Raw genomic sequence first — 24625 nt, forward strand, 5'->3', positions numbered from 1 at the left:
GCTGTCCTGTCCCCAGACTACTTGGCGGCGCTGAAGCTCCGAATGTAATAAACATTGGGCTTGGTGCCCTTCTCGGGCTTGAGAACCGTGCCCTTGTACTTTTTGACCAACTGGGCGACCTCGCTGTTCTTGTCCTGAATGTCGCCGAAGGTTCTGGCCTTGGCCGGACAGGCAACCACGCAGTTGGGCAGCTCGCCCTTTTTCACCCGGTGTTCGCAAAAGATGCATTTCTCGGTGATATTGCTGCGCCGCACATCCTGATAATCCGGATGGTCGTACTTGGTCCGATGGGGCGGGTTGTCGGTCTTGGCCGCCATTTCCGCCGGCGACATGGTGCAGCCGGGGATCATCTCACTCTTGTCGGCATAAAAGGGTTCATAGGGCTTGCCGTCCTCGTTGTAGCTGATCACGCTGGTCTCGCCGCCCTTGACCTCCATCTTGGAATAGGGGCAGGCTTCCTGACAGGCGCGGCAGCCGATGCAGCGCTCGTCGTTGTGCATGGTGATGCCGTCCTTGGTTTTGTACATCGCCTTGGGGGTCACCGGGCAGGCCTTGACACAAGGCGCATTGGCGCAGTGATTGCAGAGCACCGGTCTGGCCGTGTATTTGGTTTTGGGGAACTTGCCGCTGGTTTCGTTCTGGAAATCGGCCCAATTATGGGCCTGCCCGAAGTTTCGGCCGGCGGTGTTGTTCTCCGTTTTGCAGGCCAGGGCGCAGGCCCCGCACCCAACGCACTTCTGAAGATCTATTACCATCGCATATTGCGTCATGTGTCATTTCCTCCTGTGAATCCATTACACCCTTCGGGTATAAGTTTCGTTTGAGCAGGCAAGCTGCTCAACTCAGCTTTAGGCCTTTTGAATTTTTACGCCGGTGAACCCGCCGTTTCTTGCCGTGGCGCCGCTGAGCCGGTCGTAATCATCGGGCATGAGCTCGTTGTTGTTCGCGCCTCGCGGGATCGCCTTGGCATAGTCCTTGGCGGCAACACGGCCGTAGGCCCAGTGCCCCTGGCCATAACATTTGGCGATGGTGCCGGGCCGCACCCCTTCCCACAGCTTCGCCTTGACCGTGATGCTGGCGTTGGTCGAGGTGAGCTTGACCATGTCGCCGGTCTTGATGCCGAGCTTCTTGCCGTCGGCGGGGTTGATTTTCACGACGTCCTCCCAGCTCTCATCGCCCACATCCACCTTCTTGAATTCATGGTACCAGGCGGTGTTCTGGCTCCGGCCCTCGCGGTTGAGCCTGGACTTGTAGTCGATGAAGGTAAAGGGGTATTCCTCCTGGCTGCCGTGCCGTTTCGGCGATTCGTAATGCGGCACGAAGACCAGTTCGCCCTGGGCTTCGTAGCCGCTGGCCTTGAGAACCTCGTCCACCGTGGTTTTGTTCTTGTCCGCAAACAGCCCCAGAGTTTTCTTCAGGGTCTCGCTGTAGAACTCGAACTTCTTGGTTTCGGTCTTGAACTTGCCCCAGTTCTTCTTGTAGGCATAGGTTTCGGTGTTGTAGATGCCCTTCTTCTTGAAATCCTCCCAGCCGGAAATCTGGTCGCCCTTCATCTTGTCCTTGCCGTCCCAGACCTTGTGACTGGAGATCTTGGCGGCGATCTCCACGAACTCGGCGACATTGGCGGGTTTTTTCTTGGTTTCCGGATCTTCGATGGAGGCGTAGTAGTCGAAGAGGTTCGCAAAGCCCCTGGCTTTGAGCTTCTCGGCCAGCAGCCACATCATTTCGGTCTCCTCGGGTTTGGCCTGACCCAGCGGTTTGACGACCGGCTGCTGGATGGACATGTGGCCGTGCAGGTTCGCCATGTTGGTGATGATCGACAGCTTCTCGGTCGGCGCGAAGGTGGCCGGCAGAACGATGTCGGCAAACTGGCTCATCTCCGAGGCGTTGGTGACCAGGTGGGCGAAGAAGGGAAGCGCGGACAGCGCCTTTTCCCAGCGCTGGGCACCGGTGCCGGAGAAAGCAAAGTTGGTCCAGGTGCTGATGCACACCTTGATGGCCCCCGGATCCTTCAACATGCCGTTAGCCACGTTGTTGGTGACCACGTTCGCCTTGGCGCTCTCGGTCACCTTGCCGTCTTTCTCCTTTTTGTCGATGCCGCCCATGATGGCCGGCATGTCCTTGGCGCCGCGGCCGTCAATTTTTTTACCTTTGCCGGATTTTTTAGCCAGATCGTCCAGGTACTTGTCGATGGAGGGGAATTTATCCGTCGGCGCGCTTGAGCTCTGCATGACGCCGCCCTCGGTCTCAATCGAGCCGAGGATGCCGTTTAAGGCATAAACCGCCATGGAGGCATAGGTGCCGCGCGGGGTCATGGCCACGCCGGGGCCCATGTAGACGGCACAGGCCGAGCCCGCCTTGCCCATGGCGCGGGCGACGCGGACGATCTGCTTTTCCGGGATCAGGGTGACCTTGGCGGCCCAGGCCGGGGTTTTGTCCTTCAGCTCAAGGTTCCACCACTTGACCACGCCGTGGGTCTCCTTCTCGGCAAAAGCGGCCTCGTCCACGGTGGCGCCGGCCCTGAAGAGGTTCTTGCCGGCCTTGAAATCGCCGACGAACTCCTTGCTCCACATGCCTTCGCTCAGGAGCACATGGGCGATGGCCGCAGCCAGGGCGCCGTCTTCGCCGGGCTTGATCGGCAGCCACTCATTGGCCTTGGCGGCCGAAGCGGAGAGACGCGGATCAACGGCGATGACCGTGCCCCGGTCAAAAATATCACCGAACTTATTGATGGTGTTGGGCACCTGCCGGTTGGAGGAGAGCGGATCGCAGCCCCAAACCACCAGACATTTGGTCTTGGCCATGTCGTAATCGCGGTAACCGAAGAATCCCTGGGTATACCCGGGGCCCATTTTCTCCGCCTCGGCGCAGATGGCGCTGTGCGAGATGGCATTGGGACTGCCGAAGATCTTGGGCATGGTGCCGTAACAGAGCTCCGTGGAGGTCGGGGAATAGCGGCCGCGCATATAGAGGAGCTTTTCCGGCTCGCCGGCCTTGCGCAGTTCCATCATCTTATCGGCAATGGTGTCCAGGGCCTCGTCCCAGGTGATGGGGACGAACTTGGGGTCGATGCCGCGGCCCTTGGCCGGGTTGGTCCGCTTCATCGGGGTCAGAACCCGGTCCGGATCGTAGGTCTGCTGGAGCATCAAATGGCCCCTGGGGCAGCAGTAGCCGCTGTTGGCCTTACTGAGCTGGTTGCCGCGCACCTTCACGGCGCGGCCGTCCTGAACAAAGAACTCCACCGGACACCAGGCCGTGCAGCCCTGGCAGGTGGAGGGCATCCATGTGCCGGGCTTCTCCCCAATGGCTCCCCGAGGCGTTTCGGCCAGGGCGTTCAGGGTGGAACCCTTGAAGGCGGCGGCCGCCAGACCGGTTGCCGCGCTCAGCTTGAGAAAATCCCTTCTTTTGATCTTCATGCGTTGCTCTCCTTTGTGTGCTTCAGGCTATGCGACTCTTGTTGCCTCCGAAATCCTTTCTATTGCGATAGCGAGGCCCGCCTTGACAACCCCGCCGTGGATAACCTTGGTGAAGATCCCCTCCCGGGGCATGATGCAGTCGCCGGTGGCCTTCTTGATGGCGCAGCCGGCGTTGTGGCATTCCTTGCCGATCTGAGTAACTTCGAGCACCACCGTGCCGTCGATAATCAACCGGTCGCCGATGGCAAGCGCGGTCAACTCCACCCCCCGGCTGACGATATTCTCGGCAAACACCCCATGCTTCAGGTGGGGCATCTTCTTTTTCACCTGTTCGATGCTTTCCCCGGCCAGCAGGGAAACCTGCCGGTGCCAGATCCCGGCATGGGCGTCCCCGGTGATCCCCCAGTTTTCCTCCAGGTGGATCTCCGGCACCTCTTTTTTCACCATGCCTTTCTTTTCGCTGATGCATACCGCTTCGACCATGCCCATAGCCCCTCTCTTGGTTGTTGGGTAAGACGACAGACAGGCCCTCCAAACGAGGGCCGGAAGTACAAAAAAGCCGAAAACACATCCGATTACAGATCAGGATAGGGGAAGCGCGGGGGAAAAACAAGCGGGGGTTTTTTGATTTCTTTGTAGGGGTTTTCCCGACAACCGTCTGTCAGGAAAACGGGCTATTTCGCGGAACGTTTTTGGCGGGAGACAAACTCAACCAGCTCGGCCCTGGTCTCCAGGCCAAGCTTGGCCATGGCCCTGGAGCGATAGGTCGCCACGGTTTTTTCACTCAAGAAATGCTGCTCGGCGATCTCCCTGCTCGTGTAGCCCATGGCCACCGCAAGCATGACCTGCTGCTCCCGCGTGCTCAGCGAGAGCCAGAGCAATTCCTCGGGGGAGGTTGCCCCTTTTTCCTGCGCGGCCAGGATATCCGGCATCATGGCCGGATGGATGTACATCTGCCCCCGCATCACCGAACGGATGGCGTAGAGCAGATCGACATCCAGGCATTTCTTGAGAATAAAGCCCTTGGCGCCCTTGGCCACGGCCTCCTTGAGATACTGATGGTCCTCGTGCATGGTCAGCATGAGGACACGGGTCTTGGCCGCCTGTCGCAAAATCTCCGGCAGAAGCAGAAGCCCGCTGGTTCCGGGCAGGGAAATATCGAGGAGCACGATGTCCGGTTGCAGCTCCTTGGCCTGAGCCAGAGCCTTTGGCCCCGAATCGGCAGTGCCCGCCACCTCCATGTCCGGTTCGGCATTGAGCAGCAGGCGCAAGCCGGAGAGAAGCACCGGGTGATCATCAACCACCAGAATCCGGATCATTTCATTGTTCATGGCAAACCCCCGCCTTGGCAGGCATTTCAAAAACCAGCATGGTTCCATCGCCCGGACCGCTTTCAATCCGGAAAGTTCCCTGCAGCAACTGGGCTCTCTCCTTCATGCCCAATACCCCGAGCTTGGTCTTAGAATCAACCCGTTCCGGCTCAAAACCAATGCCGTTGTCCTCGATCACCCCCCGGATATTCTCCCCGCGCCATTCCAGAAGCACGCTCACCTCCGTGGCCCGGGCATGTCGCGCCACATTGGAGAGAGCTTCCTGCACGATCCGGTAGACGCAGGTTTCCGTGCAACCATCCGGCCTTTTCTCGGCAAAACCGATGATGGTCAGCTCCACCGGTATCTCCTGCCGGGTGATAAAACCCCGCACCAGCATCTCCACCGCCGGGACCAGACCAAGATCGTCCAGCACACTGGGCCGCAATGCCACCGCCAGATTATGGATCGCCTCCATCTCCTCGGTTATGGCCTTTCGTAACCGACCGATACTCTGGCGGGCCTCGGTCTCGTTTTTCGCGTTTTCCAACATCTTGAGATCAACCATGACCGAAGCCAGGGCCTGGCCGGTCTGGTCGTGGAGCTCGCGGGCGATCCGTTTTCTTTCTCCTTCCTGCCCGGCCATGACCCGGTGCAGAAAATCCCGCTGGAGATGTTCCTTTTCCAATCGGGCCTTATCCGCGCTGGCAAGAGAAAGCACCATGGCATTGAATCCCTCCAAGAGCTTTCCCAGTTCGTCCTGACTTTCCGCCGGGGCCAGGCTCACGGAATAATCCCCGCGCCGCACGGCCCGGGTTGCTTCGAGCAGTCGGCCCACCGGCCGGGTGATAATCCAGGTCAGTCCCAAGGACAACAACACCCCAAATACCGCGACCAACAAGGTTGTCCGGGCAAGGGATCCGGTGATCACCCCTATCTGACGGCGCAGGCTGTCGCCCTTCACCCCGGCCACCACCGCGCCTTCGTTGCCGTTGCTGATGCCTGCCGTCGCCTCCCAGATGCCGCCCTCGTTGGTGCGCAGCAGTCTCGGCCCGGAACCCTGCGGGGAGAGGCGGGAAGCCTTCTCCAACAGATCCGCCGGAAACCCGCCTTCAAAGGTATGGGCAACCACCTGCCCTGCACCATTGCGGACAAAAACATAACGCAGGTCCGGGCGATTCTGCACCGTGTTCCTGAGCATCTGGGTCAGGCCGTAGACATCGTTGATCAGCAGATAGTCGTGAGACTGATAGGAGAGTTCCGTTGCCACGAAGCGGCTCTCTTCCCGGAGAAAAGCTTCGATGTTCTCGCTGAGCGCCGCCTGCACCTTGTAAATGGTGACCGCGCCGAAGAGGAGGATCAGAGCCAGGGCCAGCCCCAGAATCTTCAGCTTCAACGGCACACTGAGCAGAACGGACCTGCCCCGCCGCACGGCTTGCCGGAGAAAAGCTGTCAAAGCGACAGGCACGGGCACCTCTCCTTAAAATCCATACAGTTTTGGCTCAGGCTCCACGAAGCGTTCCACCCCGAGCACGGCCAGGGCTTTTTCCCCCTCCGCATCCTGATGCAGTCCGAGGAGCAAATCTTTCAGCAAGGCCTTTCTCTCCGGGGAGATGGTGCGCGGCACCACCACCGGGGGGATGCCGAAATCCCGCGATTCCCAGATCACCCTGGTCCGCCGGGCAATATCCGGGTTGCGCTTTACGGCAAATTCATAGACCAGGCTGTCCACCGAAGCGCCGTCCGCGACACCCTCCATGACCGCAGCCATGGAACGATCATGACTGTAAGTGAAAATCGTCCGGCCGAAAAAGGTTTCCGGCTGCTGCCCCATACCCTGCAACAGGGAGAGGGGGTAGAGATAGCCGGTGTTGGAAAGCGGGTCGGTGAAGGCGAACACCTTGCCGCGCAGATCGGTAAATTCCCGGGCCGGGGAAGCGGCAGGCACGATGACAAAGGCCCGATAGGTGGTCTTGCCGTTGATCCGCGGGACAACCAGCAGCGAGATTGCCCCGTTCCGGGCGCCTTCGACATAGGCCCCGGTGCAGATGAAGCCGAGATCCACCACGTTTCTGGCCAGCAGGTCGTTCAGCTCCTGGTAGGTTTTGCGCTGCACCAGGATTGCCGGTTTGCCCATCTTGCGCCCCAGGTAATTGATGAGCGGCTGGTAGGAAAGCGCCGTACCCTGGGGAGAAAGAATGGCCCCCACCCCGATCCGCAGCGATTGGGAATCCGGCTCGACTTGCCCCGCCGGGAGCTGCCGGAGGTTGTCCAGCCGGATCAGGCGATCCTGCTCCACCTTTTCCTGCTGCCCACCTTCGCAGCCGGCCAGCAGAAAGAAAAGAAGGCCCAGACACACGGCCTTGCGCCAGACACCGCCAGACTTTCTTTTCGTGAACATGGTCATGACAGAATATATCACACGGGGTTTATGGTTTTTCCCTCAGAAAGTAACCATGCTGCGACCGAGACTGCCGTGCAGCATATCACTCAAGAATAAACCCGGCCACCGGAAGGTCTTTTCCCCACGTTTGCCAGGCACCGGCGTGAATATCCAGGGTCCGGGCCTCGCTGTCGTAGACGGCCTCGATGTTCGACTCCAGGCTGCATCTGCGATCGTAGTTGGTGTGGGTAAAAACGAGGCGATAGACCGTCTCGCTTTGCGCAACAACCTTCTCAACATAGGCGACATGGCCAGTTGGCATCTTTCTCCGGCTGTTGGCCGCAAGGATAAGGATACTGCCGGGCTGGGGGATAAGCGAGGTGTTACCGCGCTCTTTTTCACAGGCAAACCAGGTAAGGGGTCCATTTTCGTGCCCCAGGCGGCAACTGGCGATGCCGCTCCGGCAACGGGCAAAGGGAAGGCTCTGGGGTTCGCAGCGTCGCCCCTTGCTCCCGGGCCGCAGCGGAAAACACTCTGCCGTATCGCGCCCCTGCTCAGCAAGGGGTGCGCTGAAATTCTCCCGCGAAGAGAGCTGCCCTGGAAACGGCTCAACCATCGGCTCCTGGCCTGAAGAGGGGGCAGCCAGGGATTCTGGCCCGCCGCAGCCGAAACTCAACAGTAAAAACAGAAAAATTTTGCCGACCACCCGAACGGTACTTGGCTGCATAAGGATTCCGTGCTGCTCTGGTTGCTCTGAGGCCTACCGCGCCAGATTCTTTGCCGCATCATAGCAGACCCCCCCACCCTTGACAATGGCAAGGCAGGTTGAGCTGAATGATTGCGGGAGAATAGGGTTGCACCGCCTTGGCCATCATGCTATAAATGCCGTCTTTTCCTGGAGATACCCTCAGCATGATTGTTGAAATCGCAAGAAGCCGCGATTACAGCAGAGAGTGACCACGACCGGCGACGGTTGCCGCTTCGTAACCATTTGATTTCGGAGTCTCGCTGGCTCGTTTACCTGTGTCACGACATGTGCCCTTTTTCCCTTTTTACGAGAACATTCATGATTGTTGAAATCGCAACAAACCGCGATTACAACGGGTATCACTTTGTAACTTTTTAATTTTGGGTCACGAACCTGTTAACTTTTTCTTTTTTTGCGAGTGCATCATGATACACCTCACCAACATCAGCAAACAGCACGGCTCACAGGTCCTTTTTGCCAACGCCAGCCTGCAGATACTCCCCGGCATCCGCACCGGGTTGGTCGGCCCCAACGGCGCCGGCAAATCCACCATCTTCCGGCTGATCACCGGCGAGGAAGAACCGGACAAAGGCGAGATCACCTGCGCCAAGAAAACGGTGATCGGCTATTTTTCCCAGGAGGTGGGCGAGATGTCCGGCCGCTCGGCCCTTGAGGAAACCATGGCCGCCGTAAGCGAGGTGCTGCGGCTGGGCGAGGAGCTTAAGGTTATGGAGGCGGCCATGGCTCTGCCCATGGAGGATGAGGCCATGACCGCGCTGCTTACAAAATACGGCGACGCCATGGAGGAGTTCGAGCATCGCGGCGGCTACGATCTGGAATCCCGCGCCCAGGCGGTATTGACCGGGCTGGGCATCGGGCCGGAGGATTTCAACCGGCCGGTGGAATCGTTCAGCGGCGGCTGGAAGATGCGCATCGCCCTGGCCCGCATCCTGACCATGAACCCCGATGTCCTGCTGCTCGACGAGCCCACCAACCATCTGGACGTGGAGTCCATCGTCTGGCTGGAGGAATGGCTGGCCAAGGAGTTCAAGGGCGCGGTGCTCATGACCTGCCATGACCGCGATTTCATGAACCGCTTGGTTTCCCGGATCATCGAGGTGGCCAACTCCACCATCACCACCTACAGCGGCAATTACGATTTTTACCTGCGCGAACGGGAGATCCGGCGGGAACAGCTGGCAGCCAGCTTCCGCCGCCAGCAGGAGATGCTGGCCAAGGAGGAGGATTTCATCGCCCGCTTCGCGGCCCGCGCCTCCCATGCCTCCCAGGTGCAATCCCGGGTCAAGAAGCTGGAGAAGATCGAGCGCATCGAGCTGCCCGTGGAACAGCGGGTGATCAGTTTCGAATTCAACGAGCCGCCCCGCAGCGGCGACGACGTGGTACGCATGGAAGGACTGGCCAAGAGTTGGCCTCTGGACGGGGGCGGCGAACGGCCGGTGTTCAGCGGGATTTCCGGGGTGATCCAGCGGGGGGAAAAGGTGGCGGTGGTCGGGGTCAACGGCGCGGGCAAGTCTACTTTTCTTAAAGTATTGGCCGGCCAGACCGAGCCCAGCAGCGGCAGCGCCACCATCGGGGCCAATGTCAGCTTAGGCTATTTCAGCCAGCATGCCATGGATGTCCTGGTCCCGGAACGAACCGTCTTCGATACGGTGCAGGACGCCCTGCCCCAGGCCAATATCGGCACGGTGCGCAATCTCTGCGCCGCCTTTCTCTTTCAGGGCGATACGGTGGACAAACAGATCAAGCTGCTGTCCGGCGGCGAAAAAAGCCGGGTGGTGCTGGCCACCATGCTGGCGAAGCCGCTCAATTTCCTGATTTTAGACGAGCCCACCAACCACCTGGACATCCAGTCCCGGGAGATCCTGCTGGGCGCGCTGCAGAAATTCACCGGCACCGTGGTGCTGGTCAGCCATGACCGGCATTTTCTCCGCTCGCTGGTGAACCGGGTCATGGAAGTGGATCACGGAGAGATGCGGTCCTACGGGGGGGATTACGAATACTACCTGCGCAAATCGGGGCATCTGCCGCAATAACTGCGCGTTAGGCGCTGAGCCCCTTCTGCCGGGCGGCCCGTTCGAACATGAGGATCATCTGCGCCAGTTGCCGCTCCCCAGCGCTGGGCGGGATGAAATGGATACCGTAACTGGCGAATTTCGTCGTGCCGTTATCGGCCTTTCTGGCAATGGTTGCGGTTTCAAGCCTAACCAGCTGGCTCTCCACCCTTGCCGGCGCCCCGTATTCGTCTGCAGGCACCGCATGGTTGAGCTGGAGAGAGACCGCCTTAATATCGCTGGGCACCACCACCGGGGTTGCCTGCGGCAATCGGACCAGGACCCCGTTGGAGCTGAGGTCGTCAATCCGGCCGGCGAGCAACCATTTGCTGGCGGTCAGAAAGATGGCCATACTCTCGGCAGTGGGCACTACCCGGTAGGCATGCCGCCGCTGGATGATGGAAATCTCCGCCGGAAGCGCAAGCTCCAAATAGTCATCCTTCAAGCGAAAAATCCGGCTCTTGCCGACGATATTGCGGCCAAGCACATCACGAAACTGAAACTCCACCTCCTCGGTGGTGAATTTCGAACCCTTATCCCGCTTGGCCAGGATCAACCGCGCGGATGAGACCTTGACCACCCAGGCATCGCTGCGATGCCCATGCTGGACAATGCTCAGGGTTTTGCGCCGTTCCAGCATCTGCTCGAAGACCCGGCCGACAGCCCCCGCATCCCGAACAATCTCAACTTCAGACTCTTCCATCCCGTATAAAACTCCCTGCAACTCAGGTTCTTTCAGGTAACACCCGGAGACGACTCAAGGATACCAAGCTTTGCCCTCCCCGGTCAACAGCACCCCGTCCGGAAAAGGGAAAAAATGCTTTTTCCCCTTGCTTTTCCCCGCCGCTTTCACGACAATAGAAGCACGCCCCGATGGCCGCTTTTCACCCCCCTGCAGTTCCCCACAACTGCTCAGCGGCGAAGCCTCATCGGGGCTTCCTTATGCCCGGCTCAGCTGTGCTCGCGGGTCTTGCGGAAGACGATCTCCGGAAACAACTCCTGGACCCTGCCCAACCGCCATTCGCTTTCCGCCAGATAGGCCAGATGCCCCTCGGCGTCCAGGGCCAGATGGGCCAGGTTCTTGCTCTTGAACGCATCGAGCTTCTTGCGGTCCTCGCAGTCGATCCAACGGGCAGTCGCATAGCTCACCGGCTCATACACCGCGTCCACCCCGTATTCCGCCTTGAGTCGGGCCATGGTCACCTCAAACTGCAAAACCCCCACCGCGCCGAGAATATAGTCGCTGCCCATGGTCGGTCGAAAGAGCTGCACCGCGCCTTCCTCGGCCAGCTGCACCAGCCCCTTGTTCAGCTGCTTGATCTTAAGCGGATTCTTGATCAGCACCCGCCGAAAATGCTCGGGCGCAAAATTGGGGATGCCGGTGAACTTGAGGGGCTCCTTGTCGGAGAAGGTGTCGCCGATCTTGATGGTCCCATGGTTGTGGATGCCGATAATGTCGCCGGGCCAGGCCTCCTCCACATTGGTACGGTCCTGGGCCATGAAGATGGTGGCGTTGGCCAGGGCGACCTCCTTGCCGAGCCGGTGGTGCATGACCTTCATGCCCTTGGTGAACTTGCCGGAACAGATGCGGAAAAAGGCGATCCGGTCGCGGTGGGCCGGGTTCATGTTGGCCTGGATCTTAAAGGTGAAACCGGAAAAGGCTTCTTCGTCCGGGGAAACCATGCGGGTCGTGGTGGCGCGGGGTCCGGGCGGCGGGGCCAGCTCGACAAAGGCGTCCAGCAGCTCTTTCACCCCGAAGTTGTTGACGGCGCTGCCGAAGAAGACCGGCGTCTGGCTGGCCTTGAGATATTCCTTGTGGTCAAAGGGGCTGGCCGCCCCGGCCAGGAGTTCGAGGTCCTCGCGGAGCCGGTCTGCATAGCTGCCCAACATCTGCTCCAAAAGAGGGTCATCCAGGTCCTTGACCATGATGGAGTCTTGGGGCCGCCGGTCCTTGCTGGGGGTGAAGAGATTCAGCTCCTGGCGCATGATATTATACACCCCCTTGAAGCCCTTACCCATGCCGATGGGCCAGGTAAGGGGGGTACACTCGATCTGCAGCTTCTCCTCAATCTCGCTCAGGATATCGAGAGGCTCGCGGCCCTCGCGGTCCAGCTTGTTGATGAAGGTGATCACCGGGGTATTGCGCATCCGGCACACTTCCATGAGCTTCTCGGTCTGGGCCTCGACCCCCTTGGCGCTGTCGATGACCATCAGGGCGCTGTCCACCGCGGTGAGTACCCGGTAGGTATCCTCGGAAAAATCCTTATGCCCGGGGGTGTCCAGCAGGTTGACCTCAAAGTCGCGGTAGTTGAACTGCATCACCGAGGTGGTCACCGAAATGCCCCGCTCCTTCTCGATCGCCATCCAGTCGCTGACCGCATGGTTGTCGGTTTTGCGCGACTTGACCGCCCCGGCCATCTGGATGGCCCCGCCAAAGAGCAGGAGCTTTTCCGTAAGGGTGGTCTTGCCCGCATCGGGATGACTGATGATGCCAAAGGTCCGGCGCCGCTTGATTTCTTTTTCCAATAGACTGCTCATGTGCTCCTTCTCTCTCTGCTTTCCAGGTCGAAACCCGACCCACGGAACAGCGTATATACTCCAAAAAACGCATTTTGTCAGCAAGTTCCGCAGAATCTCCGTCCGCAAAAACAGCGCCCTCTCCCCCTCCTCAGCGCAGCACCGGAGAAAAAACGACAACCACTCCTCCCTTGCCTCCCATGGCCTTGGGACGAATTTGCTTTATGCATCTCCGACTGGGGTGTATACTTTTTTTATTTCTTCCCCTTCTTTCTTTGTGGTGACCCCCTTGTCTTTCAAGAAAAAAACGACAACCCGAAAATCAAGCCCCAGCCAAGCCGGCAGCCCGCGCAAACCCTCTGCCCCCGGCCGGTCGTCTGGCGGCCGAAAAACAACACCGCGAGAAAAACCCTTCGGTCAAAAAAACCAACGGCCGGGAGCGGAGGCTGCTTCCCCTCGCGGCCATAGCTTCACCAGAGGCAAAAAACCGCAGTCGGCAAACTCCGACGAGGAATGGTTCGAAACGCCTTCCAGAGCATCCGGTCGCCCGCCCGCCAATAAGCGGAAAGCATCTCCCGACAAACCATTCGCCCAAAAAGGTCCTCGGCCGGACGCTGCTTCTTCACGCGGTCGTGCTTTCACCGGGGCCAGAAAACCACAAGCGGCACGATCCGAGGAAGAAAACTTCCGGAAACCTGCCACGGCTTCTGATCGCCCATCCAGCACCAAGAGAAAATCTCCGGCTGAAAGACCCTTCGAGAAAAAAAACCCCAGGCCCGGCGCTGCTTCCGCGCCCGGTCGCGGCAGAAAGCCGCGGGCGGAAAGTTGCGAATTCGGGGATGAACCCTGCCGTGCACCTGCCTCGTCACCCGACCGCCCACCCAGCCGCAAGAGAAAATCAGCACCCAAAAAAACCTTCGGCCCAAAAACCCGCAGGTCCGCCGCTGATTCCTCTCCCGATCGTGGATTTAAAAGCGCCGGAAAATCACAGCCGGAAAGATCCGAAGAGGAACTGTTTTGGGCCCCTGCCGAGCCAAGCGATCGCTCCTTTGCCACCTTTCTCAAACCGCTCATTCCGGCACCGGCTTCCCCGGAGGAGGCCCGGACCATTCTCTACAGCTCTCCCTTGGCCCATCTCGATTATTCCGTTGAGCTGCAGATTAAAGACCAGGGATTGCTCGCCTTCTGGAAACAACACCGCCTCGCCGGGCAGCCGGAACAGATAATCCGCTCCCCCAAAGCCCGGGGCTACCGCACGACCTCAAAACGCAAGGCCTTCCTCCACGGCTCCACCCTCTACCTGCTACTGGGGGACAAAGCCGCTCTGCCCAAAAACCGGCAGTATTTCACCGCCTCACCGCTTGAGCCCACAGAACACGAGGTTATCTACCGCTTTCTCCAGCAGAAGCTCAGCGAACCCGCCTTCCGGCTCATCGCCGGCCATCTCAACTATCTCATCATCCGCGGCAATTACACGGAACAGGCGGTAATCTTCAATGTGGACCTGATGAACGGGCCGCTGGTCCGCAAGATGAAACTGCTGAGCGCACATCTCCAGAAGCTTCCGGTCGCGGTCACCGCCGCTTTCGTCTACCTTGACCCCACCCAGTCCGACTACTATCTGGAGAGCAAACGCCCGGCGGAGACCCTCCATTTCAAAAAGCTCTTCGGCCCGGATCAGCTGGGGGCCACCTACTGCGGCTGCCGCTACCAGTTCCACCCGACCTCGTTTTCCCAGATCAACGAATCCATGGTGGAAACCATGCTGGAACGGGCCAAAGAGCTGCTGGCCCCGAGCCAGGAGCAAGCGCTCCTCGACCTGTACTGCGGCTACGGGCTGTTCAGCCATTTTCTCGCCCCCGCTTACCGGCAGGTGCTGGCCGTTGACGGCGAAGGCCCATCCATTCGGGCCGCCGAGGCCAATAGCCGGTTGAACCAGAAACGGGGCGGCCAGGCCAAATTTCTCGCCCATCGGATTACCGTCGGATATCTGGAAAAAACCCTGCCGCCCCCCATGGCCAACGAAACAATCCTCCTCGACCCGCCCCGCCAAGGCCCGCTCCCTGGGGTGATCGCCTCCCTGGCCCGGAGGAAGCCGAAAAAGGCCCTCCATATCTTCTGCGGGGTGGACCAGATCCCCCCCTCCCTGAGAGAATGGCAGGCCAACGGCTACCAGGTGCGGCGCATCGCCCCCCTGGACATGTTTCCCGGCTCGGCCAATCTCGAAATCATGATTCTGTTGGAACCAAAGGCGTGATCTCCAAGAGCGCATAATTTTAAGCGAGCAAGATCCCCATGGCCCAAAGCGTGTACATCGTGGCAATCGGCCCCCAGAGCGGCAAATCCGTGGTCGCCCTCGGCATTATGGAGCTCTTGTCCCGCCGTTTGCGCCGGGTCGGCTACTTTCGTCCCATCATTCCCTCGCATGCGGCCGCAGACAACAACCTGCAATTGATCAAATTACGGTACCGCCTTGCCTTTGACTACGATGAAATGTTCGCCCTCTCCCACGACGAGGCGCAGCATCTTACCGCCGAAGGGCGCACCGACCAGATCCTCAAAACCATTCTCAACAAGTACCGGCAGCTGGAAAGCAAGTGCGATTTTATCCTCTGCGAGGGCACCGATTTCAGCGGCCTTTCCCTGCCCTTTGAGTTCGAGTTCAACGCCGAGGTGGTGAACAACCTGGGCTGCACTATCATGTTGCTCTTGAACTGCCACAACAAATCCCCGGCAGACATCCTCGACGCCCTGCATGTAGCCCAAGATTCCTTCCTCAAGAAGGGGTGCACCATCCTGGCCAGCGTGGTCAACCGGGTCGACCCCCTGCTCATGGGGACGGTACGGGAAAAATTAACCGAATACGGCCAGGGCGCAGGGCCGGTATATATCCTGCCGGAGGAACCGTTTTTAGGCAAACCAACGGTGGGGGAGATCGCCAAGGCTCTCGACGCCCAGATTCTCATGTGCGATCCGGAAGAGATGAACCGCGAGGTGTCCGACTTCAAGGTGGCGGCCATGAATCTGCCCCATTTTCTCGACCATCTGGTGGAAGGCGACCTGATCATCGCGCCGGGCGACCGTTCGGATATCATCCTCGGCAGTCTGGCCGCCAACTTCTCCAGCACCTACCCGAGCATCGCCGGCTTGCTCCTCTCGGGCGGCTTCGTTCCGGACCCCCAGATTTCCCTGCTTCTTCAGGGCTTGAGCTACCGCGGCACTGTCCCCATCATCAGCGTGCAGACCGACACCTATACCACGGCCATGAACGCCAGCGCCGTACCTCCCATGCTGACCCCGGAAAACGACCGCAAGATTGCCGCCGCCCTGGGTCTTTTTGAGACACATATCGACCTGGCCGAGCTGGAAGGGAGGATCTCCCTTATAAAATCCACGCGGGTCACGCCGCTGATGTTCGAATACAACCTGGTGGAGATGGCCCAGAAGCAACGGCAACACATCGTCCTGCCCGAAGGCGCGGAGGAACGGATTCTGCGAGCCAGCGAGATGCTTACCCGGCGCGGGGTGGCACAGATCACCCTGCTGGGCGACCCCGCCGAGATTCGCTCCACGGCCAGCAATCTCGGCCTCAGCCTATCGGGCATCGAAATTATTGATCCGCTCACCTCCGCTTTGCGCACAGACTTTGCCCAAACCTATTTCGCGCTCCGCCAGCACAAGGGGATTACCGAAAAGACCGCCTTTGACACGGTGGGGGACGTCAACTACTTTGGCACCATGATGATCCACAAGGGGTTGGCCGACGGCATGGTTTCCGGGGCGGTGCACACCACCGGCGACACCATCCGCCCTGCTCTGCAGATCATCCGCACCCAGCCGGATGTTTCTCTTGTTTCCAGCGTCTTCCTGATGTGCCTTGCCGACCGGGTCCTGGTCTACGGCGACTGCGCGGTAAACCCAGAGCCCAACGCCCAGCAGCTGGCGGAGATCGCCATAAGTTCGGCGCAAACCGCCAAGCTCTATGGCATTGACCCCCTGGTCGCCATGTGCTCCTATGCCACGGGTGCCTCGGGCAAGGGCGCCGATGTGGACAAGGTGCGCGAGGCAACCCGGATCGCGAAAGAACTTCGGCCTGAGCTCAAGATCGAGGGACCGATCCAGTACGATGCCGCCGTGGACGCCGGGGTGGCGAAAACCAAGCTGCCGGAGAGCCAGGTGGCGGGCAAGGCCACGGTCTTCATCTTCCCGGATCTGAACACCGGCAACAACCTGTACAAGGCGGTACAGCGCTCGGCCAACGCCGTGGCCATCGGCCCGGTGCTCCAGGGGTTGAACAAGCCGGTCAACGACCTGAGCCGGGGCTGCACGGTGCCCGACATCGTCAACACCGTGGCCATCACCGCCATCCAGGCCCAGGCCGCCCGTACAAGCCAAGGAAAAACTCCATGAAGGTTCTGGTGCTCAATTCCGGCAGCTCATCCATCAAGTATCAGCTGTTCGACATGCGGGACGAATCGGTATTGGCCGCTGGCAGCATCGAACAGATCGGCGAACCGGGCAGCCACCTCAGTTACGCGCTCCCGACGGGCCAGCCCGAGATGAAAAAAGCGGTCCAAACCCTGCCGGTTCCCGATCATCACCAGGGCTTTCAACGCATCGCCGCAGTCCTGAAGGAAACCGGAGCCCTTGCCAACCCCGGAGAACTCCATGCCATCGGCCACCGGGTCGTGCACGGCGGGGAACAGTTCCAGAAACCCGCCCGGGTGACCCCGGCAGTCCTCAGCGCGATCCGGGAGTTGATCCCTTTGGCTCCGCTGCACAATCCGGCCAACCTCCTCGGGATAGAGGTCGCCCTGGAAAGCGCGCCCTTGGTGCCTCAGGTTGCCGTGTTTGACACCGCCTTCCATCAATCCTTGCCCAGCCACGCCTACCGCTACGCCATTCCCAAAAAGCTCTACGAAGCGCATCAGGTCCGCCGCTACGGCTTCCACGGGACCTCCCACTACTATGTGGCAAAAAAAGCGGCGGAGTTTCTGGGAAAACCGCTTGACTCCCTCAATCTGATCAGCCTGCATCTCGGCAACGGGGCAAGTGCCGCAGCCATCCAGCAGGGAATTTGCATCGATACCTCCATGGGGTTCACCCCTCTAGAAGGATTGATCATGGGCACCCGCTGCGGGGATCTTGACCCGGCAATCATCTTTTATCTCGTGCGGGAAACCGGTCTTTCCGCCGGCGAGATCGAGACAATCCTCAACAAGGAAAGCGGCCTCAAAGGAATTTGCGGGGCCAACGACATGCGCGCGGTGGGCGAGCTGGCAGAAAGGGGCAATCCGGAGGCGCAGCTTGCCATCCGCATGTACTGTTACCGGATCAAGAAATACATCGGCGCCTACCATGCGGTGCTGGGACGGCTGGACGGGCTGATCTTTACCGGCGGCATCGGGGAAAACGCCGATTTTATCCGGGCAGGGTGCTGCGAAGGCCTTGACCATCTGGGCTTGGAGATGAATAATGGGGCAAATCGAGAACGGCGTCTGGGATGTGCCGCTCTGGAGAGCGGAACGAGCCGGGTGAAAATCTTGGTTATTCCCACCAATGAAGAGTTGGAGATTGCCGAACAGACGGTCACCTGTCTGAGCAGCAGCTAACGAGGAAGCGCACCATGCCTGACAAGACCATTGCCGCAAAAATCATCTTTCTGCTGAGCAGCTGTTTGCTCCTCAGCCTTACCGGGTGCAGCTTGCACAAAAGCGTCCAGCCCTCTTGGGAAAACGGGGTCCTGCGGGTCGGGGTTACCCCGAATTATCCCTGCCTTATTCATAAGGCCGCGGGGACGGGCGTAATTTCCGGATTTGAAGCCGAAGCCGCCGCGTTACTGGCCAAACGGTTACACAGCCGGCTCCAGTTTGTTGAGCTGGAATGGGGCGAGCAGATCCCCGCCCTGGAACGCAAGGAGATTGACATTGTCATGTCCGCCATGTCCATCACAGAGATGCGTAAAATCCGAGTGGCCTTCAGCGAACCGTACCTCACCATCAGCCAAATGGCCCTGACCACCAAGGAGGGGGAAGAAAAGTTTCCCTCCGTCCAGGCAATTCTTGCCTCCCGCACCGCCATCGGCGTAGAAAAGGGAACCACCGGAGATGTCTTTGTCCAGCGCTATTGCCCCACAGCGGAACCGTTTTTCTTCTCCTCGCCGGATGCGGCCGTGCAAGCCCTCCGCGACAAGCGCATCGAGCTGTACATCGACGACGGCCCGATCCTCGGCGCCTATGCCGCCGCAAACGAGGACGAGGGGCTGGTCCTGCTCAAGACTCCTTTGACCAAGGAAGAGCTTGCCTGGGCGGTCCGCCGGGATGATCAGTCTCTGCTCAAAAAGGTGAACTTTGCCTTGGAGACATGGAAAGAAGATGGGACCCTCGAGAAACTCCTGAAAAAATGGCTGCCCGCTGAGAACTGAACGCCGGACGCGCGTCAGGTTTGCTGGGCCTTGCGCCACCCCGCCGCCTTAAGGCGGGCGATGCGCTCGATATTCCAGCTCTGGATGACCTGAAGATATTGCCGTTGATCCTCGCGCTGGAGGGCCATGATCTTTTCTTTTTCTTCCCGGATATCCTCCCGCTCGCCAGGATACATCTCCAGCCAACAGGCATACCCCTGATCAAAGAGAAATTCCGGGCAAACCGCCCCAGGTTCCAGCTGCAATTTTGCCGTGAGCAGCATGGTGGCGAGGAGCATATCATACTCAACCACCCAACCGTTGTCATTGAGCATGGAGCGGACATCAAAGCCGGTGTCTCCCGGGCAATTCGGACAGAATACCCGCTGGATCACGGCTGAATGCAAAAGATTGTCGCGGAGATGAAACTGAACGGTTTTGCTGCCGCACTCGCAGGTTTTTCGCACATCAATGCACATATCGCCCCTCTGTTCTGCTGTTTCGTTCTTTTTTCCTGAGGCCAGAAATCCCTTCCGCCTTCTGGCCGGGATTTTCAGTACTTTCTCGGCAGCGGAGATGAATCCTTGCGGCCATCGATCATCTTCTGGAGTTGCTGACGTTCGGCCCGGGCATCGGCAAGTTCGCCCTGGATCGCCGCCTCCTCCTCCGGCAAGGCGGAAAGCAAAAGTTTTTCCAACCGCCCCACCTGTTGTTGCGCCCGATAGAGTTCCCGAGCCAAATCCCGTAAAGACATGCGTCTCCCTGTGTGCTTTCTATTTTTGTAAAACCCGAAAAGCGGTCAGGGCAGCGCCATGAAGACCCGCTCTCTCCGCCATGATCATCCTAACCGGGATAGAGGAAAGGATCCCGGCCATGCGCCCTTTACCGACAAAGCGCGCCATGAATCGCTTCGGATCAAAGACGGGAAGAAGCTTGGGCAGCATGCCGCCCCCCAGATAGAGCCCCCCGGTGGCAAGAAACTTGAGGGCCATGTTGCCCGCCTCGGCTGCGAGAATTGCAAAAAAAATCTCCAGGGTCAGGCGGGCAACCCCGCCATCTTTTTCCTGGGCCTGAGCCACAATAACCGGTGTCATATCAGGCACATCGGCCAATGCCGCCGCTAACTCGGGGGGGACCTGCATCCCTGCCCCTTCGGTCAGATAGCGATAGATATTCGGGATTCCTTTTCCGGAACAGACCAGCTCGTAGCTCACATGGCCGTGTGCCGCCCGCAAAAAGGAAAGCAGCGCTTCCTCCATCTCCGAGGTGGGGGCAAAATCGGCATGCCCTCCCTCCGATGGGTAGGCGGCATAGCCCGTGCCGCTCCAGCAAAGATAGGCTTCGCCAAGCCCTGTCCCGGGGGCAAGGACCGCCATGCTGCCTTGGGGGACAGGGGTCCCGCAATTTACCACCAAAAGATCTTCCGGCGGCAAAATCGTCACCGACTCGGCCACGGCCACCAGATCGTTCAGGACAAGAACCTCGGCAAACCGGAACCGATCCCGCAAGGCCTCCTGATCAATGAGCCAGCCCAGGTTGGTCATCCGGACCCGCCCGCCGACCACCGGCCCGGCCACGCCAAAGACCGCCACCTGCGGAGACTCCTCAGGGCCGCGGAGAAAATCAGCGATTATTCCGGAGAAATCGCCATAATCGCTGCTGGCGAAGCGCTGTTCCCTGACCAGGCAATACCCATCACCTGTTGTGCTATACAGGGCCAAAATGGTTTTTGTCCCGCCCAGATCACCTGCCAGAAAATAACCCATTTTCCCTCCAAGCATGGGGGTAAAACCCGCCCTCACCGTAAACGGGCTCTGCCCTAGCAAAAGAGGCCGTCCCCATACGGAGGCGGCCTCTTACAAAAACGTGCACTCTCAGGGACTTACCGGAATAGGCAAGCACCCGCCTCGGCTATCAGTCTGAACCCTTACCCCCCTCAACCAGTCGGGTGAGATGTCCAATATTGTCACGGAGCATCATGGTCTGAGCGGTGACCGCCTCGGAGGCTGCGGCCAGTTCCTCGGCATTGGCCGCCATCTGCTGGGTGCCGGTGTCCATCTCGGTTACGGCCTTGTTGATCTGGAGCACTCCCTGGGTCTGCTCATGGGACGCGGTAGAGATCTCCTCCACCAGGATAGCCACCTTCCGGGAGCCATCCACCACATCCTTGGATTCCGCCACGACCTCATTCACCTTCTGCAACCCATCATTGACATTGCCGATGGCCCGCTCAATCAGATCACTGGAGCTTCTTGCCGATTTGGCGGTGCGTTGCGCAAGATTGCGCACCTCATCGGCAACCACGGCAAAACCTTGACCCTGTTCCCCGGCCCTGGCCGCTTCCACCGCCGCATTCAAGGCGAGAAGATTGGTCTGGAAGGCGATCGCTTCGATCTCACGGATGATGGAAGCGATCTCGTCACTATCCTTCTTGATGTTCTGCATGGAAATCTGCATCGCCGCGACATTGACATTTGCCCTGGAACCAATCGATTCATTCTGTTTCATCGAGGAATTGGCCTCATGGGAATTGGTGTCATTCTGCTGGACCATGGCAGTGATCTCTTCCAGGGAAGCACTGGTCTCTTCCAGCGAGGCGGCCATCTCCGAGGCCATTTCCGCCACCATTTGAGAGGTGCTTGCCGTCGCCTGTGCCTCTTCGGAGATGCGGTCGGCGCTCTCGTCCAGATCGCTGACAATGGCGTTGATGGAGTGGACCAGCATCTGCACGACAAAAAAGGCGAACAAACAAACAACCAAAAGGGAGATCGCCCCGCCAACGATGAAGAAGAGACCGAACTTCTTCACCTCAGCCATGGCCTCGGCCTTGGTGGCTTCCTGCCCTCCGCGCAACTGATCAACCGCAGTCTTGGTGCTTCCCATCAGGCTGTAATACTTTTCAAAAAATTCCCCGTCAAAGGCCTCCAGGGCATTGGCCTTGTCCCCTTTTTCCAGGGAGGGCAGGATCTTTTTGTTGATGATCTCGTCCATCTTCGGCCAGGAAGCGGCCAGCTCTTCATAGGAGGCAACCACATCCGAGGCTACATCCACAGCATGACAAGAGCCGCAATACAATTTTTTGCTTTCCGGCTTGACGAGGCTACCCTGCATTTCGACAATGGCCTCCTCAAACTTCTTACTGGTGGTTTTGAGGCCACTCAAGGTTTCCGGATCGTACTCCATGATCTGGCCCTTGAGGATGCTGTTGAGAAGGTTGAGGTTGAGGCGGATGCGAGCGACCTTGTCGATATAGTCCATCTTGAGTTCGATCCCGGTATACATCGCACCACCGATCTGCACCCGCTGGATGATGTACTGAGCAATCCCAACGCTTGAGACCATGGACAACGCAACAAACCCGACCAGAACAAAAAGTTTTACCCGCAGGCTCAAGCTGTCAAACCATCTTTTCATAGCGCCCCCTCAATGCGTGCCTCGTTAAATCCAAATCAAACAATTTTAACATTATATCGTATAGTTTTGCCTTTTTTACCACTCTTTTTCTCACAGTTCCCTTGGTTGTCAAAAATATTCCAACCAGAGGGTCTCCCAAGAAACGACCGACCCAGCCAGCCTCATTTACAGACAAAACGAAGTAAAGGCGGGAAGCTTTACTCCCACCTACAACGACGAATACCTAAGGAGAAGTTTTGTCGTTGCCATTGACCCCTTCCCCGTGCAGTATAATTTTTTGTACATTTTTTTCCACATAATCACTCCAACCCAACGCCCTGCACAGCCTTTTCAATCCCCCCTCAGAAAAACAAGCTTGCCCCACCGGTACAAAAAAACCATCTCTCCATAACTCACTAAAACAACAGCACAAAACAAAAACTCACCCGCACCCGCTTCCCATAACCGTTAAAATTTTTGTACCAGGACACCTTTCCATAGCTACACCCGGCCCCCCCACCAACCCCCATGAATCCGGCAAAAACCACTTAAAAATAAAAAAATAATTGATTGGCACGCTTGTTGCTTTTACATCAAGACAGTAAAACAACTCTTATCTCCTTTCTCCTTAAAAGAAGGCCGACTTTCCCGCAGAGTCGGTCTTCTTTTTTTTGCGCCAAGCAAAACTATCTCCATCCACTTATCTGTCCCATTCAAGCACTTTCCCCCCACTTTTTTTTGCTGTTTGCACTCTGCGCCAAAGCCCGATATAGTGCAATCCCTGTGGTTGTCGGCGCCTTGCCCGCCAATAAAGGCTCCACAGCCAACCCCCCCGAACCCGGCAAGGGGGTTCGGTTTACCGCCTCCTTATTCCGCCTTGGCCGGCCACCCAGTTCTTACCCTTGTACGAACAGGGAGAGCCCGTTCCAGTCCGCTCTCCCCTGCTTTCATCTTTACAATTCCACCAGAGACCGTGAGCCTGCAATGAGCTTTTCCCTTGGGACCATCACCCTCATAAACCCATTTATTCTCGCACCCATGGCCGGTTGCACCGATTTGCCCTTCCGGCTGCTCTGCAAAGAACATGGAGCTGCTCTCTGCTATTCCGAGATGATCGAATGCCATGACCTGGTGGCACGAAAGCCGGAATGCCTCGAACTGCTCCGCACCGACGCTGCGGAACAGCCTGTGGCCATGCAGCTTTACGGCAACAATCCCGGCATGATGGGCGAAGCCGCGGCAATCCTGAACGAACTCCCCATCGCCTGTATCGATATCAACATGGGCTGCCCCATGGAAAAAGTCGTGCAGAATGGGGCTGGAGCCGCCTTGATGAAAAACCCGCACCTCGCTGAAAAGATTATCACCTCGGTCTGTAAAAATTCAACAAAGCCGGTAACGGTCAAGATCCGCTCGGGCTGGAACCAGCACACCATTACCGCCCCGGAAATTGCAAAAATAGCAGAAGGCTCCGGCGCACAAGCCATTGCCATCCATGCCCGCACCTGGTCCGACGGATTCAGCGGCCCCATTGACCATAGGGTACTGCTCCAGGTCATGGAATCCGTTTCCATTCCGATTTTTGCAAACGGCGATGTCACCTCCCACGAAGAAGGCTTGTTCCTGCTTAAAAAACTCGGCTGCGCCGGGGTGATGATTGGCCGGGCCGCCCTGGGCGCCCCCTGGATCTTTTCGGGACGCGTGAACCAGCATCCCTCCATGGCCTACAGAGTCAAAGCCTTGCTCCGCCACCTTGAACTTGCCGAGACGCACCTTGGCCCGGAACCGGATCTTTCCAAGATCAGAAACCACGCCTGGAAATACTTTCGCGGGGCCCCCACCGGCCCTGCCATCCGCAAACAAATCGACGCCACCACAACCTACCCCGCGCTGCGAGCGTTCATCCACACCCTTGCCGAACGAGTGCTTCAGCAGTGACCTGCCCAAAGTACTGCGGGGATTAGGACCGCACTCTCTAGCAATAAAACCCTTGCATGCGGTCGCGTACCTCCCTCGGAAAACGGAAGATCTGACATGATCCTGGATGCACCTGCTGGGTGAGTTTTTTTTAACAGATAACTGTGGCACAACACATGATTAAATTTCAACATGTTACGCTGAATCAATACCGTTTTTTTCCTACAATTCTTTCACGAATTCAGGCTGTTACGGTCCGTATTTATTTTTTACCGATCGTTATTGTCTTGAATCCTTTATTAAAAATGTCGATGATTTAATTGAGAGTACAGAGTTCATTGACTGATTCCTGAATCCGTGACGATTTTTAAGGCAATGGTTCAGAGGGCCGGATTTCGACAAAATTATCTACCGGACTTTTCGGTATTACTCGTAAGGTTAGCAAGGAATTGTCTTTATGAATTTT

At 58.3% G+C, this 24625-nt stretch carries 20 protein-coding genes; 6 read left to right on the forward strand and 14 right to left on the reverse strand.

Annotated elements, in window-relative coordinates:
* Positions 1-17: 17 nt before the first annotated feature.
* The 7 genes from OLX77_RS03395 to OLX77_RS03425 all read right to left on the reverse strand — a co-directional run bounded on the left by OLX77_RS03395 (position 18) and on the right by OLX77_RS03425 (position 7836).
* Complete coding sequence (locus OLX77_RS03395) at positions 18-770, reverse strand: 4Fe-4S dicluster domain-containing protein (RefSeq protein WP_307632180.1); 753 nt, start codon at positions 768-770, stop codon at positions 18-20.
* A 78-nt stretch (positions 771-848) separates the two neighbouring features.
* Complete coding sequence (locus tag OLX77_RS03400; RefSeq protein WP_307632181.1) at positions 849-3416, reverse strand: molybdopterin-dependent oxidoreductase; 2568 nt, start codon at positions 3414-3416, stop codon at positions 849-851.
* A gap of 27 nt (positions 3417-3443) precedes the next feature.
* Positions 3444-3905, reverse strand: coding sequence for an MOSC domain-containing protein (locus tag OLX77_RS03405; protein WP_307632182.1), 462 nt, complete (start codon positions 3903-3905; stop codon positions 3444-3446).
* Between the two features lie 185 nt (positions 3906-4090).
* Entirely contained in the window at positions 4091-4747 is a 657-nt protein-coding gene (locus OLX77_RS03410) for a response regulator (protein WP_307632183.1), read from the reverse strand.
* Positions 4737-6194, reverse strand: a complete 1458-nt coding sequence (locus tag OLX77_RS03415; protein ID WP_307632184.1) for a sensor histidine kinase — start codon at positions 6192-6194, stop codon at positions 4737-4739. The genes OLX77_RS03410 and OLX77_RS03415 overlap by 11 nt, the downstream gene beginning before the upstream one ends.
* Positions 6195-6206: 12 nt before the next feature.
* The gene (locus OLX77_RS03420) at positions 6207-7133 is read right to left on the reverse strand and encodes a substrate-binding domain-containing protein (protein ID WP_307632185.1); all 927 of its coding nucleotides are present in this window, start codon (positions 7131-7133) and stop codon (positions 6207-6209) included.
* Positions 7134-7212: 79 nt separating this feature from the next.
* The gene (locus OLX77_RS03425; RefSeq protein ID WP_307632186.1) at positions 7213-7836 is read right to left on the reverse strand and encodes a CHAP domain-containing protein; all 624 of its coding nucleotides are present in this window, start codon (positions 7834-7836) and stop codon (positions 7213-7215) included.
* A gap of 446 nt (positions 7837-8282) precedes the next feature.
* Between OLX77_RS03425 and OLX77_RS03430 the strand changes: the two genes are divergently transcribed.
* On the forward strand, positions 8283-9911 hold the full coding sequence (locus tag OLX77_RS03430) for an ABC-F family ATP-binding cassette domain-containing protein (RefSeq protein WP_307632187.1): 1629 nt from the start codon (positions 8283-8285) through the stop codon (positions 9909-9911).
* A 7-nt stretch (positions 9912-9918) separates the two neighbouring features.
* On the opposite strand, the gene OLX77_RS03435 is transcribed toward OLX77_RS03430, so the two are convergent.
* From OLX77_RS03435 to OLX77_RS03445, 3 genes are all read right to left on the reverse strand, one after another.
* The gene (locus OLX77_RS03435) at positions 9919-10632 is read right to left on the reverse strand and encodes a PilZ domain-containing protein (RefSeq protein ID WP_307632188.1); all 714 of its coding nucleotides are present in this window, start codon (positions 10630-10632) and stop codon (positions 9919-9921) included.
* A 248-nt stretch (positions 10633-10880) separates the two neighbouring features.
* Positions 10881-12467 carry a peptide chain release factor 3 gene (locus OLX77_RS03440; RefSeq protein ID WP_307632189.1) on the reverse strand — a complete coding sequence of 529 codons (1587 nt, stop codon included), beginning with the start codon at positions 12465-12467 and terminating at the stop codon, positions 10881-10883.
* A 396-nt stretch (positions 12468-12863) separates the two neighbouring features.
* The gene (locus OLX77_RS03445; protein WP_307632190.1) at positions 12864-13520 is read right to left on the reverse strand and encodes a hypothetical protein; all 657 of its coding nucleotides are present in this window, start codon (positions 13518-13520) and stop codon (positions 12864-12866) included.
* A 52-nt stretch (positions 13521-13572) separates the two neighbouring features.
* Between OLX77_RS03445 and OLX77_RS03450 the strand changes: the two genes are divergently transcribed.
* The 4 genes from OLX77_RS03450 to OLX77_RS03465 are packed head-to-tail and all read left to right on the forward strand — an operon-like array spanning position 13573 to position 18870.
* Positions 13573-14703 carry a class I SAM-dependent RNA methyltransferase gene (locus tag OLX77_RS03450; protein WP_307632191.1) on the forward strand — a complete coding sequence of 377 codons (1131 nt, stop codon included), beginning with the start codon at positions 13573-13575 and terminating at the stop codon, positions 14701-14703.
* Positions 14704-14741: 38 nt separating this feature from the next.
* Positions 14742-16856 carry a phosphate acetyltransferase gene (pta, locus tag OLX77_RS03455; RefSeq protein ID WP_307632192.1) on the forward strand — a complete coding sequence of 705 codons (2115 nt, stop codon included), beginning with the start codon at positions 14742-14744 and terminating at the stop codon, positions 16854-16856.
* The gene (locus tag OLX77_RS03460) at positions 16853-18058 is read left to right on the forward strand and encodes an acetate/propionate family kinase (RefSeq protein WP_307632193.1); all 1206 of its coding nucleotides are present in this window, start codon (positions 16853-16855) and stop codon (positions 18056-18058) included. The genes pta and OLX77_RS03460 overlap by 4 nt, the downstream gene beginning before the upstream one ends.
* A gap of 14 nt (positions 18059-18072) precedes the next feature.
* Positions 18073-18870 (forward strand): substrate-binding periplasmic protein, encoded by a 798-nt coding sequence (locus OLX77_RS03465; protein WP_307632194.1) that lies wholly within the window; start codon positions 18073-18075, stop codon positions 18868-18870.
* Between the two features lie 14 nt (positions 18871-18884).
* On the opposite strand, the gene OLX77_RS03470 is transcribed toward OLX77_RS03465, so the two are convergent.
* The 4 genes from OLX77_RS03470 to OLX77_RS03485 all read right to left on the reverse strand — a co-directional run bounded on the left by OLX77_RS03470 (position 18885) and on the right by OLX77_RS03485 (position 22263).
* On the reverse strand, positions 18885-19328 hold the full coding sequence (locus tag OLX77_RS03470) for a hypothetical protein (RefSeq protein WP_307632195.1): 444 nt from the start codon (positions 19326-19328) through the stop codon (positions 18885-18887).
* Between the two features lie 74 nt (positions 19329-19402).
* On the reverse strand, positions 19403-19603 hold the full coding sequence (locus tag OLX77_RS03475; protein ID WP_307632196.1) for a hypothetical protein: 201 nt from the start codon (positions 19601-19603) through the stop codon (positions 19403-19405).
* A gap of 19 nt (positions 19604-19622) precedes the next feature.
* A complete protein-coding gene (gene glk, locus OLX77_RS03480) occupies positions 19623-20615 on the reverse strand; it encodes a glucokinase (protein WP_307632197.1) in 993 nt (330 codons plus the stop codon).
* Positions 20616-20763: 148 nt separating this feature from the next.
* Positions 20764-22263, reverse strand: a complete 1500-nt coding sequence (locus OLX77_RS03485) for a methyl-accepting chemotaxis protein (protein ID WP_307632198.1) — start codon at positions 22261-22263, stop codon at positions 20764-20766.
* 963 nt (positions 22264-23226) lie between these two features.
* On the opposite strand from OLX77_RS03485, the gene dusB reads away from it, so the two are divergent.
* Complete coding sequence (gene dusB, locus OLX77_RS03490; protein WP_307632199.1) at positions 23227-24180, forward strand: tRNA dihydrouridine synthase DusB; 954 nt, start codon at positions 23227-23229, stop codon at positions 24178-24180.
* Positions 24181-24625 lie beyond the last annotated feature (445 nt).

The sequence above is a fragment of the Thiovibrio frasassiensis genome, from assembly GCF_029607905.1.
Classification (GTDB): Bacteria; Desulfobacterota; Desulfobulbia; order Desulfobulbales; family Desulfurivibrionaceae; genus Thiovibrio; species Thiovibrio frasassiensis.

Bases quoted from the DNA above. Each gene is read 5' to 3' on its own strand.
- OLX77_RS03395 (WP_307632180.1), bottom strand. From the start codon at position 770: ATGACGCAATATGCGATGGTAATAGATCTTCAGAAGTGCGTTGGGTGC.
- OLX77_RS03400 (WP_307632181.1), bottom strand. From the start codon at position 3,416: ATGAAGATCAAAAGAAGGGATTTTCTCAAGCTGAGCGCGGCAACCGGT.
- OLX77_RS03405 (WP_307632182.1), bottom strand. From the start codon at position 3,905: ATGGGCATGGTCGAAGCGGTATGCATCAGCGAAAAGAAAGGCATGGTG.
- OLX77_RS03410 (WP_307632183.1), bottom strand. From the start codon at position 4,747: ATGAACAATGAAATGATCCGGATTCTGGTGGTTGATGATCACCCGGTG.
- OLX77_RS03420 (WP_307632185.1), bottom strand. From the start codon at position 7,133: ATGACCATGTTCACGAAAAGAAAGTCTGGCGGTGTCTGGCGCAAGGCC.
- OLX77_RS03425 (WP_307632186.1), bottom strand. From the start codon at position 7,836: ATGCAGCCAAGTACCGTTCGGGTGGTCGGCAAAATTTTTCTGTTTTTA.
- OLX77_RS03430 (WP_307632187.1), top strand. From the start codon at position 8,283: ATGATACACCTCACCAACATCAGCAAACAGCACGGCTCACAGGTCCTT.
- OLX77_RS03435 (WP_307632188.1), bottom strand. From the start codon at position 10,632: ATGGAAGAGTCTGAAGTTGAGATTGTTCGGGATGCGGGGGCTGTCGGC.
- OLX77_RS03440 (WP_307632189.1), bottom strand. From the start codon at position 12,467: ATGAGCAGTCTATTGGAAAAAGAAATCAAGCGGCGCCGGACCTTTGGC.
- OLX77_RS03445 (WP_307632190.1), bottom strand. From the start codon at position 13,520: ATGAGCGGTTTGAGAAAGGTGGCAAAGGAGCGATCGCTTGGCTCGGCA.
- pta (WP_307632192.1), top strand. From the start codon at position 14,742: ATGGCCCAAAGCGTGTACATCGTGGCAATCGGCCCCCAGAGCGGCAAA.
- OLX77_RS03460 (WP_307632193.1), top strand. From the start codon at position 16,853: ATGAAGGTTCTGGTGCTCAATTCCGGCAGCTCATCCATCAAGTATCAG.
- OLX77_RS03465 (WP_307632194.1), top strand. From the start codon at position 18,073: ATGCCTGACAAGACCATTGCCGCAAAAATCATCTTTCTGCTGAGCAGC.
- OLX77_RS03470 (WP_307632195.1), bottom strand. From the start codon at position 19,328: ATGTGCATTGATGTGCGAAAAACCTGCGAGTGCGGCAGCAAAACCGTT.
- OLX77_RS03475 (WP_307632196.1), bottom strand. From the start codon at position 19,603: ATGTCTTTACGGGATTTGGCTCGGGAACTCTATCGGGCGCAACAACAG.
- glk (WP_307632197.1), bottom strand. From the start codon at position 20,615: ATGGGTTATTTTCTGGCAGGTGATCTGGGCGGGACAAAAACCATTTTG.
- OLX77_RS03485 (WP_307632198.1), bottom strand. From the start codon at position 22,263: ATGAAAAGATGGTTTGACAGCTTGAGCCTGCGGGTAAAACTTTTTGTT.
- dusB (WP_307632199.1), top strand. From the start codon at position 23,227: ATGAGCTTTTCCCTTGGGACCATCACCCTCATAAACCCATTTATTCTC.